Raw genomic sequence first — 20,446 nt, forward strand, 5'->3', positions numbered from 1 at the left:
GCATTACCAAATTTATATGATTGAAAATAAAAGGCGAAAAATCTTTTTTAAAAGAAGTTTTTCAGAAAGTTATTAACCCTTGAGAAACTGCTTTTTGGGGGATTTCTATCAGAAGACTTATTTGCATGAGGGAAATTCTCATCGGGAACAGAGCAGCCCAAAAAACCACACAGTTCAGGCCAACCATCACCTGACATAATATCAACCTCAATAAAATCGCTCGCCCTTCCCTTAAAATACTCTCTAACTTCCTGATTGTGCCTTTTGTACCTTTCAAGATAGACATTCTCATTACCGACGGGGCTACCAGGACCGTAGATCCACTTTCGCATTGGTGTATCATTTTTATCAAAGTGGTTTACCAAACTATTAATCCAACTTTCTTCATTTCTATAAGTTAGAATGAACTTAGCCCCAGGGCATCTTTCATCGACCTCCCTATACAACATAGGCCAAGGATTATCCTGAAAAGCATCATATTGCTCCACCAACGCCATGGCCATAGCAAGAGCATTATCAGCAATAAACGGATCTTTTACTCCATTAGGGCCAGTCACCCTATAGCCAAGCATTTGAAGAGCAAGTGCCAAGCTAGTAGTTCCTGTCTTATGAAAACCAATTCCAAAAACTTTTTCCATAACAAACACCAAAGGTTAAAATATGACACATCTCTTTCTATAAAATGAAAGAAAAATCCTCATAGATTATTCTGAATCAAATATTTACAGATTATAAAAATCATAATCGCTTACTTTTATCACGGTTTTTCATGAAGATCCGCCACAGCCATGAGCAAGCCCAAAACCGTGAAAAACCTCATGGAAGTGCCATAAGATGGCAATGACGAAACGAGGCCCAAAATAAAAACAATATTCACTCCAGGCGCTCCAGCATTTCTTCCCACTGCATGGAGATGCTGGCAGCCGCATAACGGCAGGCATTCTCTCGCGCCGCCGCTCCCTGCTCCAGACGCAGCGCAGGGGAAGCCATCAATCTGGCCATTCCACGGGCAAGATCCACAGGATCTTCCTCCTTGACAAGAATCCCGTTATTGCAGGAAAGAACCTCTCTGGGCCCAGTCATACAGTCGGTTGAAACACTGGGCAAGCCAAAATGTTGCGCCTCAAGCAGAGTCATGGGTAGCCCCTCCCAGCGAGAACTCATCACATACAAGGATGCAGCACGATACTCTGCAGCCACATCGCGAACCTGCCCAACAAAAACAACAGATTTGGTAACCTCAAGATCATTGGCGAGGACTTTGAGGGACGTTTCATCCTCGCCACCACCCACAATACGTAATACCCACCCATCTCTGGCATCGCCCAATTCCTTCCAGGCCTTCAATAGAACATCAACACCTTTTTCTGGAGCCAGTCGACCCACTGCCAAGGCAATACGTGGTTCCTGATCGCAAGGAGATGATTGGTATGAAGAAAATCGAGGTATGGGATTCCAGATTGCTTGCACACGGTCAGAAATACGGTACTTGGCACGCCAAGCCGCTGCATCGCGCTCCGTAAGGACCACGACCTTGTCACACATGCGAGAAGCGGCTAAGCGGCCCAGGCTTCGCATGGAGGTGCCATGACTGGTAGACAAATTAAAATGTTCCCAGCAAAGGATCTTTGCTCGGGAAAACCGGGCCCAAGGAATACAAAAGGCAAAAAGAATAGAGTCAACCAGAATCACGGCATCGACTTCAGTACGAACAGCAGCCTGATACAAGCAACGTGATATCGCAGCAGCACGAAACAAATTGCCACCGGCAGGCCTCAAACCTGCAGCCTTGACAGAAATAGCTTCAGGAAGGTCAAACCAGGGGCTTGCAGGACCAAAAAGACTAAGAACAGACACGTGATGGCCAGCATCAGACAATGCCGCAGCAATTTCCGTTGTGACGCGCTCTGTGCCGCCAGAAGAAGAAATATTTCCAATCACAAAAAGCAGCTTCACGCCAATTCAGCCTCAAAAAAGTATCCAAACGACGAAAATTCATCAGGATACGTATCATTAATTTTATGAACTACCTTGAGGGGAAAAAGTGAAACAGAGCCAGGGATCTTTGTCGTTGGTAAGTGAAATGAACAGCCTGACTTAACGCTGCCCCACCAAAGAAAGGGAGTTAAGAACCGGCCACTTTTAATCCCTGGCATAATCACCTCCGCCATCCAGGCCCATAACTTCAAGGTACTGCCGGGCAACAGATGATGTCATAAACTTTTCAAGATGAGCATCAAGATTAGCATGACGAATCAAATTACGGTCTGACTCGATAATTGCGTTAGACAACCTGACAGGATCATTCACCGGCACCAAGACCCCATACACTCCATAATCAAGAACCTCACTGGGGCCACTAGGACAATCAGTGGAAATAACATGTGTCCCGCATGCCAAGGCCTCCACAAGAACGTTACCAAATCCCTCCCAGCGGGATGACAATACAAAGACATCTGCGCCAGCAATAAATTTATAAGGGTTAGGGTCATAACCAGAAAATTCAACAATGGCCTGAATATCCAGAGATGCACAAAGTGCATGCAACTCATCCCGTCGCTCACCCTGGCCGAATACCATAAGGCGAACAGGCTGTTTTTGATTCACCATCGCAATCGCGGCGAGCAAAGTATCATGATCCTTCTGAGCAGCAAGCCTGCCAACAGTAATAACATTTAACCAGTTACGGTCAGGCGCGAACCAAGGGTGCTCGACGGGCTCTGATGCCTTCAGGAAGAAATCATTTGACAAAATGGGGTTATAAACCGAGTGAACACGGCCAGGATCAAGTTTGGCTGAATGCTGAATGTCACTTGCCACCCCACGAGAAACACCGATAACGCCGGCTGCACGCGGTAGATACCAGCGTGCAGCCATAGGCATTAACCATCGCTCCTTTATTCTTGGCGACTGGCGACAGTGACGAGAAAAGTGCACATGAGAAACGACATAGACAGGGACAGATCTCCCCTTTGCCGCCTGAATAGCCAGCACGCCAGCCCCTTCCATCATAGCCAACAGAACATCCGGCGATTGCTGATCGATGTAACCGCGAATGGCGGACCGCCATCCTCCCGCGCGAGGCTGGGATGCCACAATGCAAGACGCCCCCACTGGCACCTCATCAAAAAGTTCCCCCCCGGCCTGCCCCAAAATAAAGTCAACTTGATGCCCAGCTGCAGCAAACTCATGAGCAAGATTGATGGAAACTCTTTCTGCGCCAGCCCCGGCAAGGGAATAGATGACAATACCAATGCGAGCCACTACTTCCTCCAACTATCAACGGGTCGACCAAGCAACTTTTCGACAGCATCAATATCCGCTTGAAAATATTGCTCAAGCTCATCTTTAAACTTAGTACTTAATTCAGGCTTTCCACCAGGAAGTTGATTAAAACGGGCGATCAGCGACGAAGGGTGGACACCAAGGAAGGAAAGCACTGCCTTGGCCCAGCGATAAAAAACGCTGTTGCCGTTAACCAGTTTTTTGTGGATTTCAGCCAATGTTCGGAATCTGTGTTTTCGTGCCGTGTTCTTTGCACCAAAATCAAGCCGCCCATCATCCTCAATGTCGAGGAAGTCAAGCGCCTGCAGATATCCTGACCGAGGATCGGCAAAGAACTCTTCGAAAATAAGAACAAGCCGCTGTGATTCAGGAACCTTATCAAAAAAAGCAGGCAGCTGAGACCGATAGTTGAAAACACTTTTATACTGTAGAAAACCAGGCTCTAAGCAAGTAGACGGAATACATTCCCCATTAGCTCGGTCTTCTTGCAGGGACCAAGCCCGTTCGATATCTTGCTCAGCCTCATTAAGGTTATGTAGCAATTCTCCATGAAAGGAGACAAATGCAGCTACCGGATCACGCAGAATGACAATGAATTTTGCATCGGGAAATTTATTAATGATCTCATCAAGCGCGAAGTCAGAATGAATAACAGATGCAGAAGCGTCACCTTTTAATTGCTGTTCAGACGCCGCTTGATAAAGACTCATGTATTGATCAAAGGTGTCCACAACTCGGCAACCCGGATAATCCCGGGTAAAATAATGCGGCTCCTTGACTTCAGGAAAAAACAACATCGGGTTGCTTTTCATATATTCATATAAAGAAGTAGTGCCGGCCTTAGGGTAGCCAACTATAAAGAAATCCATTTTTGTTCCGGAATCAGGTATCCATCAGAAGAGAATCAAATAACCGCTCATACTGGCGCGCCACACGCACATCAGTAAACTCAGACGCATAGTTAATCAAAGATTGACGATCCTTTGGCTCAGATCTCGCCTTCAAAACATTGTTTGCAAGCGACTCAGCATTTCCACCTTCATACAGGAAACCATACTCCCCATTACATAGCACCTCCGATGGCGCACCAGCCTGGGAATTTGCAACAATCTGGCACCCACAAGCCATCGCTTCAATCAGAATATTACCAAACCCTTCCCACCTGGACGGGTGAACAAGAGTTTCAGCTTTACTATAATAAGCAAATGGGTCTTTCACAAAACCTAATAAATCAACACGGCTTTCCAAGCCCAGATCAACCACCAGCCTTTCAAGCTTTACCCGCTCTGAACCATCACCAAGAACAATTAGCCTATAGCTTTCATCAAGATGCGATAGAGCGCGCACAGCCTCTGATACATTTTTATGAGTTGTCAATCTGCTAGAGACAACCAAAAGACCTTTTTCTTTAGCAACAGGGGCTCGACTTAACAAACATTCAGGAAAAACCGGATTGTATATGACAGCATTTCTTACTGGGGTTTTAATGTAAGCCAAAAAATCTTTCCTGACAGCATCTGAAACGCAAAGAAAAAAATTTGCTCTCGGATACATTAATGGAATTAGAAAGCGAACAACTCTAGCCTGCCTTTTACTCCACATTTCATTGAGTCTGCTTGTGAGAACATTATGACTTGTAATTATCAATTTAAAATCAAGCCTGGAGACAAACTTGGCTAATACTGCAAGAACATTTGGGTGCTCCATCGCAGAAATGACAATTTCAGGACGACATTCTTTCAGGCATGAGACAAATGAAAAAAAAACGCCCTTAAGACTTCTTTTATGCAGCTCGACCACCCTCACATTGCTATCTAAATTAGCAATGGGCTCATCCAAACTGCCCGTAATCACCAAAATAGGCTCAAATCGTGATTTATCTAGCCCATTAAGAACGTGAAGAAAAACCTGTGCCACACCGTAACTGAATGTTCCTGAACCGTGATAAAAGAAAATAACTCGGGTGGATTTTTTTTCATGTAACGCCATGAGACTTATCCTTTCAACCAATATTCACCCAAGGATCGATTAAGAATACGCTCAAGACTTTCTACATCTTGCTTGAATTCTCCCAAAAGCTCACGGCGAAATTCTTCACGAATAGCCTTACGGGACTTAGTAACAACATTTTTGGTTGAAACAAAGTCATTCAGTATGCGACCTGGATGAAGCCCAGTAGAATTTGCAACAACCTTTAGTACATTAAATAATTTTGGAAAGCGCTTAGGAATATCACGAGAAAACTTTAAAAGAAAAATGCTTTTAACTCTCTTACCTTCATTAATAACCGGGTAACTATCTAAAGATCTCTCCTCTTTTCCCAAAAACGCCAACACCTCATTAAAACCTTTATCAGAATCTGAGAAAAACTCCTCCATTATTATAACTTTCAAATTTCTTTCAGGAACCTGATTAATAAGGCGTTCAATTTGATGACTCCAGGAACAAACATCTTTATAAAAGAGTTGCTTGGGCTCTCTGCAATTAAGAGGGAGCTTATGCCCTTTGCGCCGGTCCCCCTGAAGTCGCCATGCTTTTTCAAAGTTTGGCTCATCTTCACGCAAATCCAGCAGTAATTCACCATGGGTTGCCACCGCTGCCTTGACGGGATCTCTCAGCATGACAATAAATTTTGCGTCAGGGTTAATATTTAGAATCTCGCCAACAGCGGCCTCAGAATACAAATACCAAACAGATGCCTCTCCTATCATTTGGCCATCTTTCGCATCATCGAAAATATCCAGGTAATCTTTAAAAGAGGAGAAATTGATATTCCCGGGAAAATCAGAACAAAAATAATGTGCCTCTTTACGGCACATGAAAATATCCGGATGTTGGCGAAGATATGCATCCAGAGCAGTTGTCCCCGCTTTAGGGGCGCCAATAATAAAAAAGTCTGCAAAGCGGGAGCCGTTATTCAGGATCATACCTCCTACTCTCCGTCAAAACCATAGTTAAAAAAATCAAGATCTTTTCTAAAGAAAGAAGCAATCAACTCAGTTGTCTCAGAATCGTAGTATCCCCGAAAGTCCTGGCGCTTAGATTTTTTTTCATGCGGCAAAGTGGCTCGAATCGAAGATTTTTTAGCAATGTAATCGAAATCATTATTCAAATTTTCAAATCGACCAATAAAGTCAACAATCACATCTCCAGATTCAGAAGAAACCCAATTAAATTGCGGCATAAACATTTTGAAATTATCTAAATACCTTTTATCGAAGTCTCGATAGCAGGCTTTTACCCAGTCATTAAATGACAGCTTTTTATCCCCAAGCGATGTTTGATTGGTTTTAACCCTGTAATGAAAATGGGAAACAACCTTATCAAACGTGTTTCTCACAATCGCAAATGTAAATCTTCTTTCCCACTTAGAGATTCCCACCTCACTTATTATTTCAGATGCTGTCTTGTGCTCGAAGGGAATCTTTAAAGCATTCTCTAGACTGCTTCCGCCCGTCTTGTTTATATGGACAAAGTAGAAGTTATCAACGAATCTATATCTAAATCTGTTTTTTTCGTATCCAACTTTATTCAAGAGCCTCATCTTTTCACCAACATATAATCTTTAATGATTCATTAAATAAAAACAATATCAATTATAAGCGACGACCTAGATCAATATTCTTTCAAGATATTCCATGGCTATAGCAGACGAAGAGAATCTTTCAGAGCTTTTGATTAGCTTACTTTTCTTTATCGGGTTATTAAGAGCCTGATGAACAGCCTCACAAATCCCCTCAACATCAGAAACATCAACAAGCGGACCTAGATCACCATCTTCCATTATTTCAACAGCCCCCCCGCCACATCGAGTTGACACAACAGGACAGCCTGCTCCGATTGCCTCGATAAGGACTGTTGGGAGACCCTCTGATCGCGAAGTCAGCACAAAAACGTCGGCAAGGTTCATGAAGGATTCAGGGGTTGGGCTATAGCCAACAAAATCAATAAACTCTCGCAACCCAAGTTCATTTGATAGAGAGACAAGATTCTCCATTTCGGGACCATCGCCGACGATTATTAATCGTAGAAACTCTCTGCTTTGAAGAAGTGAAAACGCCCTAATCAAATCATCAAAGCCTTTGATTCGTGACAAATTACCAACACCTAACACCACTTTAATATTAGGATGATTTAGCCACGGGTGTTGGAAATCAGAAACTGCCGATTCGGAATTTAAACTCAGCACAGGGTTATAAATTACAGTGATCTTGTCAGGGTTAACACCTAAAATTTCGAGATATTCTTGCTTCATTCCTGACGAAATAGCCACACATTTATCAGCTTTGGGGTAAAGCACTTTTGCCAGCATAACCATATACCAGCGCTTAGATAAAAACTTCGGTTTCAATGCCCACAATTTAGGTGAAACATGACAGCTAACTACGCATTTAATCTTTACAGGTACTAATTGGCAAGCTATTAACGCCACAATATTTATATGGTCCTCAGCTGAAAAGATCGCCTGTGGTTTCTTATAAAACAAGTATTTTATAATTTTAAAAAAGGCTGACTTTGCAGAATTTGCTGATAAGTCAACAACACTGACGCTTGGTGAAAGGGTTGACAAAAGTGGGCCAGAGCAGTTAAAAACCAAAGCATCGACGTCATAACCTAGAGAACTAAACTCATTTGCCAAACGAATCTGTACTCTCTGTACACCGCGAGGCTCAAAATCATAGATAACGACACAAACTCGATTACTATTATTCCGACTAGATCCTGCTGCCACAATCAATTCATCCTTGCTTTAATAAAGTAAAACAACTTTTGCGGCCCACCTTTGAGAAAATACTTGCACCACATATTGTATCTACTCAAATCCCGATCAATACAGTCTACTTTTCTTGCTGCACTGGATTCCTCAAATTTATCCGAATAACCAAAAGCTTCAAAATCTTCTCGATAAAATTCCCTTATTCTTCTTATTGCCAAGGGATCCAAATAACTATTGTTAATTTTATTGGTCTTGTATTTATGCCCTACTTCATATTGAAAATTTATTCCTAATTGAGCTTCAATATGATCAACTGGAGACTGAAGCCCCTTCTCAAGTTTAAACACATCACACCCTGGATAAATAAAATCCACTTGAGGCCTAATAAAATTATTGCCATGCATAGGGTTTCTTCTAGCTCTCAGCAGCACATAGTCAAGCCAAATTGGAAACGGCGGGATTAAATACGGCTTCCCAATATCTTTTTTGTATGTCCATTGATATATGGACACAATCCTATCAAACGGATTTCTTGTTATTAGGACGGAACAATCAACAAAGCTTTTTGGCAAAATTAATTCCAGCATTTCAGCATGGGAATGTTGGAGATTGAACCCGCTTCCCGTCAATGGTCCATAAAGTCCAGGCTTCCCCATTACTCGTGAAAATAGCTCTTCAAGCGAAGTTCCTCCACACTTTGGAACATGAACAAAAAGTAGTTTTTTACCTTGAAAATCATATAGCGGCACAATGCATCTCACACATCATAATAAACAATTCACGAACACCATCGTGACAAGTCTCGCCCCAATAATATCTCAAGCTCTTCAATATCATTTCTATAATAATTATTAAGAAAGTCTCTTTGAGCATTGGTCATTTCAGCTTTTCTCGCCTGGGCTTTGTTAACGATATCGTAGAAATATTTTAAGCCCAACTTTCGAAAAAGATTTCGCAAAAAATTCAGATCATACTTCGCCGCAAATTGCGCGGCTTTATGATAGATAACAGCCAGCCATCGACTTCTAACCCTTTTTGCTTCATTAACTCGTCGAGCTGAATCCACTGGAACAAAGTCACCAACCCCAATAAATCTGCAAATTTTGGATATTTCATATTGTCGATCAAGCTCAACATCATCCAAAACAACAAAGTGAAATCTTTCTTTTTTAAAAACAGACATCCAGAGCTTGATTTGCTCAGCATAGCAACCATCTTTAAGAGCACGAATACCCTTTTTATTTTTCAGAAACTCATCGAACGAGCCATCAAATGATCTATTTCCCAACCGATATTGATAATCGGACCAGATCCGCTCAACAGGATTCCTAATCATTACAATTAACTTAGCGTTTGGAGCCGTCAATTTAATCCTGTCCCTAGCATTTTCAGATCTTAAGTATCCAGCAGCGATATCTCCTGCAGCCTGACTAGCTTTCGCGTTCTCAAATAACTTCTGGTACCAAGAGATTCCTTTTTCTTCATAAAAGTCCCTACCTTGAGTTTTTATATAAAAGTGGATTTCTTTTTCGGGAATAAAGACATCGGGATGCTGATTTAACCATTCAAATAGCCAGGTTGTCCCAGCCCGTGGCGCACCAAGGCAAATAAAGTCTGGCTTATCTTTATTAAAATTCATTAATGTCAAATCCCTTCTTCCACTTTATTTCTCCACAACATAACTCTTGAACTTTTGATAATTTTTCGCAAATCGGCTTGGGGAACTTTTTATTTTAGAAGCATGAAATACCCCCTCACCACATAGCCATCGCACCTGCTTTATTGAAGCGCCATCTTCCTAAAATTAACATCTTTTATCATTAAGTGGTCATAACTACCTTCATTTGAGACTCTCCCATCTTTCAATAGAAAGATTTTATCGCATGCCTTTACTGTTGTGATCCGATGCGCAATCATAACGATTGTTTTCTTTCCAGATAAATCATGGATAGCATCCATGATATATTTTTCCGTAATGCCATCCAGCGCGCTGGTGGCTTCATCCATCACAAGAATATCCGCATCATCATAAAGCGCTCTGGCAATGCCAATACGCTGACGCTGACCTCCAGACAATTGTACTCCACGCTCACCCACTCGGGTTTGCAGCCCTTCTGGCAACTCGTAAAGCAGCTCATCAAGGTGCGCCATCGACGCCGCTTTTTTGACTTTCCCTTCGTCAATATTCTCTTTTGGTATGCCAAAGGCTATGTTCTCAGCAATGGAACTGTCTGAAAGAAATATGGATTGAGGGACAAACCCAATACCGTTTTGCCATGCTCTTTTGTCATCATTAGCTAACGGCTTCCCATCTATCAGCACCTCACCACTATCTGGCGAAATCAAGCCAAGAAGCATATCGATTGCCGTGGATTTCCCTGAACCTGATGCCCCTACCAAACCAATCACCTTATTCACTGGCACGGTCAGATTCAGGGCATTCAGTGCCGGTGAGGGTTTTCCCGGATACGAGAACGTCACATTTTTGAATTCAACTGTCTTGTTTACTTTTAATACTTTAGACTGCTGTTTTCCTATTGAATCAAGTCGTTGCTTTTCACTTGTCTCTCGACACCCCATACCAGTGTCATTTTCACTGTTAATCAAATCTTCCCTGATCTCGTCAAACGCCGCCAGGCTACCCCTGATCTGTGAAAAGCTTGCATATACTTGCTGAAACGCAGGCAAGAGCTTCATTCCTGCCAACGCATAGACGGAAAGGATCGGAAGAACGGCAGCAATATTGCCGTCATTGCTGGACAAAAGGTAAAGGATCAAGAAGATAATGGTGCTGAACGCCACTAGCTCCATGATGTATCTGGGGGTTTGTCCCATCACCCGGTTTTTTCCCTGCGCATCGGCCATCTGCTTGCTAGCATTGGCAAAACGAGAAACAAAGCTCTCTTGTCGCCCCAGCAGAATCACATCCTTTATTCCACCCAGGCCTTCTCCCATCATTTTGAAACGCTGTTTTTGCGCCTTTGTTACCATTCTGCCATTTCTGACGATGCGTGACCGGATGAATTTGAAGATAAGCAGGTAAGAGCAGCTAAAAACACTCACACCGATAACAGCCACCAGCGGGTTATAAATCACCAACGCCAAGGACATTAGCAACACCAAGACAAGGCGTGAGTTCAGCTGCATGAAGGGGTTGATTACACCATTGTTCAGGCGTGTCGCTTCCTGTGCAATCTTGTTGACAAGTTGGCTACTGCTCCCCCCCGCATGAAAAAGCCAACTCTGATACATGTAGTGTCGATACAGACGAGAGCTGATCTGTGCGCCAACCTGCACACCATAAACAGATAGGCGCCATATGGTCAGAATCGAAACGCCTGCAGCTACCGCAAGCATTAACAGCACGCCAATGCCAAGCCAAAACATGAAATCGCTTGGTTCTGTCAGGCCTGACAGAGCATACGCTTTAGCCAGTACGCCATCACTTTCCAGAACGGCAGGGTCGGCCACCAGAGACATGAACGGCCCAACGGCAACTACGCTGGCCATCTCAGAAAACGCCATAAGAATAACCAGCACCTGAAGCTGCAGAAGTTTTTTCCTCTGGTCTGCATCGAGCAGCAGGTATAGCTCTTTTAGCTGTTTCAGCATGATGTAGCTCTCAAAATCAATCTTTGCTTGCTATTACACAGTGCTCCACGCAACTTCCCGCTGAAGTTAAGGAGTAATAATCCTTGATTATGGCTATCAATAGACAGCATTACCGCCCACCACTCAGATGCATCACGTACCAAGGCATGGCCTTCCCTATGCCGTTGTAGATACGGAATTGAGGCTCATAACCGAGCAGGTTTTGTGCCTTGCTGATGTCAGCCTGGGAGTGACGAACGTCACCGGCGCGGAAATCCCGGTAGCTTGGGGACGCTTCGTAGTTGACGTTGCTCTCTTTCAGGGCGGTTCTCAGGGCATCGAACAAAGTATTTAGCGTGGTTCTGTCGCCCAGGGCTACGTTGTACACCTGATTCTTGGCATCTGCTTCTGCAGTGGCGGCGAGGAGGTTGATCTGCACCACGTTTTCGATGAAACAGAAGTCCCGGCTGGTTTCACCGTCACCGTTGATGAACACCTCATCACCTTTGATCATGGCCGCCGTCCATTTGGGGATGACCGCGGCATATGCACCATTGGGGTCCTGACGTTTGCCAAAGACGTTGAAGTAGCGCAGGCCGATGGTGTTGAAATCGTAGGTGCGGGCGAATACGTCCGCGTAGAGTTCGTTGACGTATTTGGTGACGGCATAAGGAGATAGCGGCTTGCCGATGCGGTCTTCGATTTTGGGCAGGCCCGGGTGGTCGCCGTAGGTAGAGCTGGAGGCCGCGTAGGTGAAGCTTTGTACGCCTTCATCTTTTGATGCCACCAGCATGTTCAGGAAGCCGTCGATATTGGCCTGGTTGGTGGTGATCGGGTCGTTGATGGAGCGCGGCACGGAGCCCAGGGCGGCCTGGTGGAGCACGTAATCGACCCCGGTGACGGCTTTTTTGCAGTCGTCCAGGTTGCGGATGTCGCCTTCGATGAAGGTAAATCTGGCCCATTGGTCAGCGGTGACGGTGTGCTGAACTTCGTCCAGGTTGTGCTGGTGGCCGGTGGCGAAGTTGTCCAGACCGATGACGGTCTGGTCGAGGCGCAGCAGGGTTTCGAGCAGGTTGGAGCCAATGAAGCCTGCCACGCCGGTGATAAGCCAGGTTTTGGGGTTGGCTTTGAGATCTTCCTGTACCTGTTCGTAGCGAGTTGTCATGTCCAATCCCTTGTTCGTGTGTATAAACAAGCTTCCAGCTGCGAGCCAATAGCTACAAGCTTCAAGCTGCAAGGGAAGTCAAAGGCGGGCTACCGCCCTGTTTGTCCTGGCCCTTCGGGCCCCGCCTGCGGCGGTTCGCGCCGCCAGCGACGCTCCTACGAGTTTGCCTTTCCTTGCAGCTTGCCGCTTGTAGCTTGTAGCTTGTAGCTTGTGGCTTGTGGCTTGCGCCTCGCAGCTCGCAGCTACCTTTACAACCTGATGTCTACGTCCTCTTTGGGGAGGATGTATTTCAGGTCGTAGAGCACGTGTTCCGGTTTGCCGTGGGCGCGGATGTTGGCGGCGCCCATGGCTTTGAACTGATTGTGACCAACCGCGAGGATAATGGCGTCGTAGGCGCCCTGTTCAGGCTCGGCAATGGGGCAGATGCCGTATTCGTGTTCGGACTCTGCCGCGTTGATCCAGGGGTCGTGAACATCGACTTGGATATTGTAGTCCTGCAGTTCCCTGACCACATCGACCACGCGGGTGTTACGCAGGTCCGGGCAGTTTTCCTTGAAGGTGAGCCCCATGACCAGCACCCGGGCACCGTTGACCTGGATACAACGATTCAGCATGGCTTTGACCAGCTCGCTGGCTACGTGGCTACCCATGCCATCGTTGATGCGACGACCAGAGAGGATGATTTCCGGGTGATAGCCGATGGCCTGGGCCTTGTGGGTCAGGTAGTAGGGGTCGACCCCGATACAGTGCCCCCCTACGAGCCCTGGCCGAAATGGGAGGAAGTTCCACTTGGTACCCGCAGCCTGAAGCACCTCTTCGGTGTCGATGCCCATGCGGCTGAAGATCATGGACAGTTCGTTGATCAGGGCAATATTCAGGTCTCGCTGGGTGTTTTCGATCACTTTCGCCGCTTCGGCCACCCGAATGCAGGAGGCCTTGTGGGTACCGGCAGTGATGATGGAGCTGTACAGCTTGTCCACCAGTTCGGCAATTTCCGGTGTGGACCCGGAGGTCACCTTGGTGATGGTGGTGACCCGGTGTTCCTTGTCGCCCGGGTTGATCCGTTCAGGGCTGTAGCCGGCGAAGAAGTCCTGATTGAAGGAAAGGCCGGAGACCGCTTCCAGTACCGGAACACAGTCTTCTTCGGTGGCACCCGGATAAACGGTGGATTCGTAGATGACGATGTCGCCCATTTTCAAGGTCTTGCCGATGGTTTCGGAAGCCTTGATTAGTGGAGTCAGGTCCGGGCGCTTGTGCTCATCGATGGGGGTGGGCACGGTGACGATGTAGACGTTGCAGTCATTCAGGGCAGCGGGGTCGGCACTGAAGGTGAGCTGTTTGGCGCTGGCCAGTTCTGCATCACCCACTTCCAGGGTGGCGTCATGGCCATTATTAAGGGCATCAATACGCGGTTGGTTGATGTCGAACCCCACAACCGGGCGGTGTTTCCCGAATTCCACCGCTAGCGGTAATCCCACATAACCCAGACCAATAACGGCCAGTTTGATGTTTTCCAGTTCCATTTGGTCTCTCTTTACCTGATCTCTTTGCCCGCTACCGGTGCCAGTTTGCTGTTCAGTATTCGTCACGGCCCTTGGGCCATCCCCGGGTTCGCGCCGCCAGCGACGCTCCTACGGGATACGCGCACCCTTGTAGGAGTCTCTCTTGAGGGACGAACCGGTGGGTATCGATTACAGGCAAGATCCCACACAACATTGCCCCTCGGGCCTGCGCCTGCGGCGGTTCGCACCTCAAGAGGTGCTCCTACAAATAAATCGTGCGTTTCCTCTGCTTCGCTCTGGTCCTACAAAAAAACTTCGCCTGCGGGCAGGCTCCTACGATTTTGCCTTTCCTTGTAGCTTGCAGCTTGAGGCTCGCAGCTGCTTTGCCTCAATCCTTGCTCTTGCCGTACTCGTAGGCGTAGTAGCCGTATTCATTGGTGGCGCGGCGTTCCATGCAGTTGAGGATGGCGCCTTTGATTTCCACCTTGTTCTGGGCAAAACGGGTAAGCGCGGCATCCACTTCCTTGACCGAATTGACGCCGAAACGTGTGACCAGAAGACTGCTGCCCGCCAGCTGGCCGACGATGGCAGCATCGGTGACGGCCAGGATTGGCGGGGTATCCACCAGGATCAGGTCGTAGTCGTCACTGAGTGAATCCATCAGCGTTTTGAAGCGCTCATGCATGAGCAATTCCGACGGGTTCGGCGGGGCTTTGCCGCGGGCAATAAAGTCCAGCTTATCGATGCCGGATGACTGGATGATGTCTTCCTTGCCGCTTTGCCCCGACAAATACGCTGACAAACCCAGCTTGTTGTCAGACTGGAAGTAACGGTGCAGGTGCCCTTTGCGCATGTCCGCGTCGATCACCAGGACCCGCTGGCCTGTTTGGGCCAGCACCGCGCCCAGGTTAGCGGAAACGAAGGACTTGCCCACTGCCGGGCTGGGGCCCGTGATCATCAAGATCTTGTTATCGGCATCCATCATGGCGAAGTGCAGGCTTGTACGCAGGCTGCGCAGCGCTTCGATGGCCAGATCGGTGGGGTCATCCTGGGCCAGCAGGGCGATGGCGGAGCCTGCACTTTTTGTGTCACGCACACGGCGCTGTTTTACGTTGGTCAGCCTATTGGCTTTCACCTGTTTTTCTGACAAAGGAACCGTGGCGTAGACCGCAACCCCCTGCTCTTCCAGTTTGTCAGGCGATTCAATGCCTTTGTTAAGTAGCGCTCTTAACAGGACCACACCCGCTGCGCCCAAACCGCCGAGCACCATGGCAATGGCTGCAATCAGCGCTTTCTTCGGCTTGATGGGTGAAGGCTGCACCAGTGCCTTGTCAATAATCCGCACGCTCCCCACCGTACCCGCCTTGAGTATGCGCAGCTCCTGGGTCTTGTTGAGCAGGCCGATATAAATCTGCTGGGTGACTTCCACATCCCGCATTAGGCGCAAGATTTCCTGCTGGGTTTCCGGCAAGGACTTGATCTGCTTGTCCAGGGAGCGCTTCTGTTCTATCAGTGAGGCCTTTTGACGAAGCAGGCTCTGGTAGGCGGGGTGCTCTTTGGTAAAGCGTGTCGCCAACTCCCCTTCCTTCGCCTTGAGTTCATTGATCTTGGCTTCGATATCTACACTTTGCTGGAGCACAGATTGGGTTTCCATGCTCAGGTCCACCGATTCGCTTTGCAGACGGAAGGCGTTGAGCTTCTCTTCGAACGCGGTGAGCTTGTCCTTGATCTTGGGCAGCTGCTCGCCGAGAAATTCCAGGCTATTCTCCGCTTCGGCAGAGCGTCGCTCTACGTTCTGCAGCAGATACGCTTCGCTGATGGCATCCAGGGTGGCTTTGATTCGCGCTTTGCTGGGGCCGGTCATGGTCAGGCTGAGCATGCCAGTCTTACCTACCTCTCGAATGGCCAGGGAGCCGCGCAAACTATTGACGGCAGCTACGTCGGTCAGCTTGATGAGCTTGAGCGGCTCATTGCCGAACTGCCATTCATTAAGGTCTAGCTGAATGCTGCCATCTTCGCTCTTGAGGGTTTGCCCGAGCGGTCCTGTTGCCACGAGATCATTGCCCAGATAAAGCGCCGGGTTGCCATTCTCTTCCCGCAACGTAAATGCGCGCCCTTCCAGCCGTTCAGGCACCATAAAACCACTTACGGTGACGAAGGTTTCGCTGTCCCGATAGCCTGCGAAGAGAGGCTTGGGGGCAAACGCTGGCGCAGGGTCCGGGGCCATGAAGCGACCGATATAGGCGGGGCGATCCGGGTATACCCGAATGTTCATCTTCAGTTGTTCGATCACTTCGCCCAACACCATACGCGAGCGCAAGATTTCAATTTCTGCAGCGGCGGAGGCTTCTTCCGCAAAGATGTTATTCAGCTCGGACAGCCCCGGTACACCACTGCTTTTCTTTTCCAGCTGCAGCAGGGTGTCGCCCTTGTAAATCGGAGTGGCATATATGCCATAAAGGGCTCCCAGCACCAGCGCCAAAAGGGCAGTGCCGATAATCAGCCACTTGTTGTCCAGCAGCAGGCCAAACAAGTAGCCGAAGTCGATGTCATCATCACCGGGGTTGGCCTGCTGCCGTTGTGTCATGGTGCTGTTGTCTGCCATTGGTTATCCGTTATCTAAATTCTGCAGGAGCCTGCCTGCAGGCGATTCCGTACAAGCTGCGAGCTACTAGCTGTTAGCTGTGAGGAAAAACAAATGCTGGGCTTCGCCCTGTTCGCTTCTCTCCGGGCCTACAAACCATCGCCTGCAGGCAGGCTCCTACGGGGGGCGGCCCCTTGTAGGAGTTCCGGTTATTCGCTGCGCTCACCCCTTCGGGGCCGCCTACCGACGTTCCTTCTCTACGCTTGGTGAGGGACGAAGATTTTTGTCTTTTGTCTCTTTAAAACAGTCCCTTCGGGCCCCGCCTGCGGCGGTTCGCTTGCAAGCAAGCTCCTGCATTGAACTCCTTCGCTTCACTCCCCCTTCGGGGATCGCGCCGCCAGCGACGCTCCTACGGCGAGGCTGGTGCGGTTTTATCTTTTCCTCGCAGCTCACAGCTGCTCTACAACTTTTCTGCCCAGGCCCTGGTGGCCGCTTCCATCATCGGGTAGATCCGTTCGAACGCATCCCGACCCCGTTTGTAAGGGTCAGGGATGTCGTTTTTCCCGTTCCAGTGGGTCGCCAGAAAGGTCTTGCCGCTGGCTTCCGGAAACTTCTGCCCCAACCGGTCTTTCTGGCGGCTTTCCATGACCAGGATCAGATCACTGTCGCGGCACATTTCACTGGTGAGCTTGCGTGCAATATGGGGGCCACATTCCAGACCGTGATCCGCAGCCACTTCGCGGGCGGTGGGCTCCATGTCCTGCCCTTCCAGACCGATCAACCCCGCAGACGAGATAGCCAGGCCCGGTTTCAGCGCCTTCAGCATGGCTTCCACGGTGGGGCTGCGGCAGATGTTGCCATCGCAAATCACCAGTATCCGCTGAAACATGGCCATTATTCGCTCAAGATCTCTTCGGTTCTGACGCCTAGCAGCAGCGTTGTCATGGATGGCACCAGCAGGCGCAGTACCCGGTTCCATTTGACCAGCGGCGCGGCGGTCACGTAGACGATGTCTCTTTCACGTAGATCAAAACTGTCTGCCAGTACCAGTGCCGCAGCGTCCTTGGCATTAAGCTGGTAAATGTCGATACCGTGATCTGCCCCCACTGGCGCCTTGCGGAATACAAACACCCCGGAAGCATCTGATTCCTGCTGATTGAAACTGCCGTTCTCTGCCAGCGCTTCTGCCAGCGTCAAACCATTGCGACCCATCTGCAGGCTGGAGGCCTGCCCCACTTCACCGAGCACAAACACCTTGGCATCGGTAACCGGGTTCACGTTGATGACGTCATTGGGCTGCAACAAGACATTCTGGCTGGTGTTGCCGTACTGGTAGATATCCCGCAGGGACAGACGGTAATCCTTGCCGTTTCGGGTCAGTACCACACTGCTCCAGTCTGCGGACTGGGTCAGCCCACCGGCTTCGCCAATGGCGTCGATGAGTCGGGTCGGCACGTTGGTCACCGGGTACAGACCCGGTTCATCCACTTCGCCGGTGACATAAATGCGCTTGTGCCGGAAAGCGGCGATGGAAACATCCACTTGGGGATTTTCGATATAGCGGGACAGGCGCTCGGTGATCATGTCGCGGATCTCGGTCACCTTCAGACCTTCCACGTTGATGATACCCACATAGGGGTAAAAGATGGTGCCGTCGTTATGGACCCAGTTGCCGGATTCTTCCGAGCTGCGCAGAGAGCCTGCCGGAATGGTCAGTTCCGGATGATCCCAGACGGTGATCTGCAAGACGTCACCAGGACCAACCTGGTAATCGTATTGGTCATCGGAAAGATTGATCTCTTCCGGCACGCCCTTGTCGACCGGGTGGATCCGCTGCTGCTTCAGAATCGCCGTACCAATGGCATGGACTTCCACCACATCCGGCAGCGGCTCCCCTTCGGAGATTTCATCTTCATCCAAAAACCACCCCGGCGTAGTGGAATGGTAGGAACCGGGCACCACGGTGCAGCCCCCCAGGAAGACAATCCCCAGCGCCACAAAACTTTTAACCGTTGCGTTCATTGAAGCCTTCATTGTGTTCATCAATTACCAGGCGAAATCCCGGGTCCATTCCGCCCCTGCGGTCCAGCGCTCACGCTCTTCAAACGGCGTCACGATGGGCTCATCACTGGCGGATAACAGCCAGTGGAAGGTGCCGCCCAGCAGGGGGTGGCCAATACGGAGTTCTGCCAGTGTCACATCCTGCTCTTCAACGGATTGCAGGACTTGATAGCCATCGTCAGGCACTACGGCACGAATCACCCCATCCTGATTGAGCGTAGCCTGGGTCAGGTGCAAAGCGAATGTAACATCGCTACGAAAATATTGTTGTATGCCAAAAGTAACCGCTCGGGCGTCGCCTTCCCAGGTGCTGGCCATATTGCGGCCATGGTAGCGGAAGCCGCTTTTATAGGTGCCATGCTCGTACATGGTGTTGAAACGACGTTCGCTGATCCAGCTTCCGGCGACCGTTTCGGTGGCTTCCACGAACCAGCGCTGGGAGCCATTACCCAGAGAGGAGACGAGATCAAAGCCCGCCAGTGAAGACAGTTTTGAGGGCAAGCCCCCTGCTTCATCTTCCCCCATGAACTGGCCATAGAGCCCCACTGGCACATCCCAGGGCGTGAGCGAGACACGGAAATCTACGCCGGCAATCTGGTTGCTGGGGTCGTCATCATCATCAAACCCGCTACTTTCGCCGTTATCCTTGCCAATAAAGGCGTCAAAGAAGGCCTCCAGATCCTGCGGACGCCCTTCCCCGCCCCATTGGGCCAGCCGCGACAGGCCAATCTGCAAGGAATCCAGGGGCTGGAACACGAAGCGGGCGCCCAGCACCTTGGCATCGGGGATAGCGCGGTCGTGTTCCAGCTGCCCGGCAATCAGCTGCAGGTCCCAGGGGCCGACCCAGCGTAGCCAGGGGCTTTCTGGCGCGGTAAGCATATGACGGGAAAGCCAGATGCCGGGTACCGGACGGGCATTGTTGGACAGCGCCAGTGAGCTCTGCCAGCCTGGCCCCCACCAGCGATCAATGGCGCCCACGCCCAGCTGCCAGTTGCCCACAACACCAGCAATATAGGAATCATCGAATCGCAGGTGCTGATCATCCCGCTCACCATCGGCGTACCCCACAGCCAGGCGGCCGGACCAGTGCTGCCCGGTGGCGTATAACGCCATCTGCCCGGTAAAGGTGTCTTCGGGCTGGGTATCAAAGGCGGTGTAGAGCGGTTCCTGGTTGGCGCCGCCCAGACTCAACGTCGCACCACGAGTATTAGCGCGGGCGCTGTTCTCGGCGGTTTGCAGGTATTGGTAATGGTTGCTGATTTCGCAGATCTGGGATTGCGCGTCGGACAATTGCTGCTGCCCCTGGCGCATGGCCCTCATGACTGCGGCCCAGCTCATGGGCCAGGTGAGAGACAGCCCTTTTAGGCAGCCCTGGGTTTGCAGGGCTTCAATATGGTGTCGGGCGGCAAGATCGCCAGCAGGCACCCAGGGTGTAGAGGCCTGTGCACTGGAGATACAGAGAACCAAAAGGCTTCCAATCCAGTAGCTTACGCGACGGGGTACTCTCACAAAGGACATCCTATCCTGACGATTGCGTCTCA

17 protein-coding genes are annotated in these 20,446 nt (G+C 49.3%); all 17 read right to left on the reverse strand.

Features of this window, described 5'->3' with window-relative positions; translation table 11 throughout:
- Window positions 1-47: 47 nt before the first annotated feature.
- A complete protein-coding gene (locus GQF00_RS14710; RefSeq protein WP_202560551.1) occupies window positions 48-638 on the reverse strand; it encodes a sulfotransferase family protein in 591 nt (196 codons plus the stop codon).
- Between the two features lie 235 nt (window positions 639-873).
- Window positions 874-1,956, reverse strand: a complete 1,083-nt coding sequence (locus GQF00_RS14715; RefSeq protein WP_161319948.1) for a glycosyltransferase family 4 protein — start codon at window positions 1,954-1,956, stop codon at window positions 874-876.
- A 186-nt stretch (window positions 1,957-2,142) separates the two neighbouring features.
- Window positions 2,143-3,264 (reverse strand): glycosyltransferase, encoded by a 1,122-nt coding sequence (locus GQF00_RS14720; protein WP_161319949.1) that lies wholly within the window; start codon window positions 3,262-3,264, stop codon window positions 2,143-2,145.
- A complete protein-coding gene (locus GQF00_RS14725; protein WP_161319950.1) occupies window positions 3,264-4,154 on the reverse strand; it encodes a sulfotransferase in 891 nt (296 codons plus the stop codon). Before GQF00_RS14725 ends, GQF00_RS14720 begins: the two co-directional genes overlap by 1 nt.
- Window positions 4,155-4,167: 13 nt before the next feature.
- Entirely contained in the window at window positions 4,168-5,274 is a 1,107-nt protein-coding gene (locus GQF00_RS14730) for a glycosyltransferase (RefSeq protein WP_161319951.1), read from the reverse strand.
- Between the two features lie 5 nt (window positions 5,275-5,279).
- Window positions 5,280-6,212, reverse strand: coding sequence for a sulfotransferase (locus tag GQF00_RS14735; protein ID WP_161319952.1), 933 nt, complete (start codon window positions 6,210-6,212; stop codon window positions 5,280-5,282).
- Between the two features lie 5 nt (window positions 6,213-6,217).
- On the reverse strand, window positions 6,218-6,829 hold the full coding sequence (locus tag GQF00_RS14740) for a sulfotransferase family 2 domain-containing protein (protein WP_161319953.1): 612 nt from the start codon (window positions 6,827-6,829) through the stop codon (window positions 6,218-6,220).
- 66 nt (window positions 6,830-6,895) lie between these two features.
- The gene (locus GQF00_RS14745) at window positions 6,896-8,017 is read right to left on the reverse strand and encodes a glycosyltransferase (protein ID WP_161319954.1); all 1,122 of its coding nucleotides are present in this window, start codon (window positions 8,015-8,017) and stop codon (window positions 6,896-6,898) included.
- 2 nt (window positions 8,018-8,019) lie between these two features.
- Window positions 8,020-8,751 (reverse strand): sulfotransferase family 2 domain-containing protein, encoded by a 732-nt coding sequence (locus GQF00_RS14750; protein ID WP_161319955.1) that lies wholly within the window; start codon window positions 8,749-8,751, stop codon window positions 8,020-8,022.
- Between the two features lie 29 nt (window positions 8,752-8,780).
- Complete coding sequence (locus GQF00_RS14755; RefSeq protein WP_161319956.1) at window positions 8,781-9,641, reverse strand: sulfotransferase domain-containing protein; 861 nt, start codon at window positions 9,639-9,641, stop codon at window positions 8,781-8,783.
- Window positions 9,642-9,781: 140 nt separating this feature from the next.
- The gene (locus GQF00_RS14760) at window positions 9,782-11,614 is read right to left on the reverse strand and encodes an ABC transporter ATP-binding protein (protein ID WP_161319957.1); all 1,833 of its coding nucleotides are present in this window, start codon (window positions 11,612-11,614) and stop codon (window positions 9,782-9,784) included.
- 109 nt (window positions 11,615-11,723) lie between these two features.
- Window positions 11,724-12,758 carry an NAD-dependent epimerase/dehydratase family protein gene (locus GQF00_RS14765; protein ID WP_161319958.1) on the reverse strand — a complete coding sequence of 345 codons (1,035 nt, stop codon included), beginning with the start codon at window positions 12,756-12,758 and terminating at the stop codon, window positions 11,724-11,726.
- A gap of 248 nt (window positions 12,759-13,006) precedes the next feature.
- Window positions 13,007-14,281, reverse strand: coding sequence for a Vi polysaccharide biosynthesis UDP-N-acetylglucosamine C-6 dehydrogenase TviB (gene tviB, locus GQF00_RS14770; protein ID WP_161319959.1), 1,275 nt, complete (start codon window positions 14,279-14,281; stop codon window positions 13,007-13,009).
- 367 nt (window positions 14,282-14,648) lie between these two features.
- Entirely contained in the window at window positions 14,649-16,865 is a 2,217-nt protein-coding gene (locus GQF00_RS14775; protein WP_161319960.1) for a polysaccharide biosynthesis tyrosine autokinase, read from the reverse strand.
- A 439-nt stretch (window positions 16,866-17,304) separates the two neighbouring features.
- Entirely contained in the window at window positions 17,305-17,739 is a 435-nt protein-coding gene (locus GQF00_RS14780; RefSeq protein ID WP_370519513.1) for a protein tyrosine phosphatase, read from the reverse strand.
- The gene (locus tag GQF00_RS14785; protein ID WP_161319961.1) at window positions 17,739-18,866 is read right to left on the reverse strand and encodes a polysaccharide export protein; all 1,128 of its coding nucleotides are present in this window, start codon (window positions 18,864-18,866) and stop codon (window positions 17,739-17,741) included. The genes GQF00_RS14780 and GQF00_RS14785 overlap by 1 nt, the downstream gene beginning before the upstream one ends.
- Before the next feature lie 24 nt (window positions 18,867-18,890).
- Entirely contained in the window at window positions 18,891-20,372 is a 1,482-nt protein-coding gene (locus GQF00_RS14790) for a capsule assembly Wzi family protein (RefSeq protein WP_237440561.1), read from the reverse strand.
- Between the last annotated feature and the right edge of the window lie 74 nt (window positions 20,373-20,446).

The sequence above is a fragment of the Alcanivorax sp. DP30 genome, assembly GCF_009882945.1.
GTDB lineage: Bacteria > Pseudomonadota > Gammaproteobacteria > Pseudomonadales > Alcanivoracaceae > Alcanivorax.

Coding starts and splice junctions, on each gene's coding strand:
- GQF00_RS14710 (WP_202560551.1), bottom strand. CDS start 638: ATGGAAAAAGTTTTTGGAATTGGTTTTCATAAGACAGGAACTACTAGC.
- GQF00_RS14780 (WP_370519513.1), bottom strand. CDS start 17,739: ATGGCCATGTTTCAGCGGATACTGGTGATTTGCGATGGCAACATCTGC.
- GQF00_RS14740 (WP_161319953.1), bottom strand. CDS start 6,829: ATGAGGCTCTTGAATAAAGTTGGATACGAAAAAAACAGATTTAGATAT.
- GQF00_RS14730 (WP_161319951.1), bottom strand. CDS start 5,274: ATGGCGTTACATGAAAAAAAATCCACCCGAGTTATTTTCTTTTATCAC.
- GQF00_RS14755 (WP_161319956.1), bottom strand. CDS start 9,641: ATGAATTTTAATAAAGATAAGCCAGACTTTATTTGCCTTGGTGCGCCA.
- GQF00_RS14775 (WP_161319960.1), bottom strand. CDS start 16,865: ATGGCAGACAACAGCACCATGACACAACGGCAGCAGGCCAACCCCGGT.
- GQF00_RS14760 (WP_161319957.1), bottom strand. CDS start 11,614: ATGCTGAAACAGCTAAAAGAGCTATACCTGCTGCTCGATGCAGACCAG.
- GQF00_RS14785 (WP_161319961.1), bottom strand. CDS start 18,866: ATGAACGCAACGGTTAAAAGTTTTGTGGCGCTGGGGATTGTCTTCCTG.
- GQF00_RS14735 (WP_161319952.1), bottom strand. CDS start 6,212: ATGATCCTGAATAACGGCTCCCGCTTTGCAGACTTTTTTATTATTGGC.
- GQF00_RS14765 (WP_161319958.1), bottom strand. CDS start 12,758: ATGACAACTCGCTACGAACAGGTACAGGAAGATCTCAAAGCCAACCCC.
- tviB (WP_161319959.1), bottom strand. CDS start 14,281: ATGGAACTGGAAAACATCAAACTGGCCGTTATTGGTCTGGGTTATGTG.
- GQF00_RS14725 (WP_161319950.1), bottom strand. CDS start 4,154: ATGGATTTCTTTATAGTTGGCTACCCTAAGGCCGGCACTACTTCTTTA.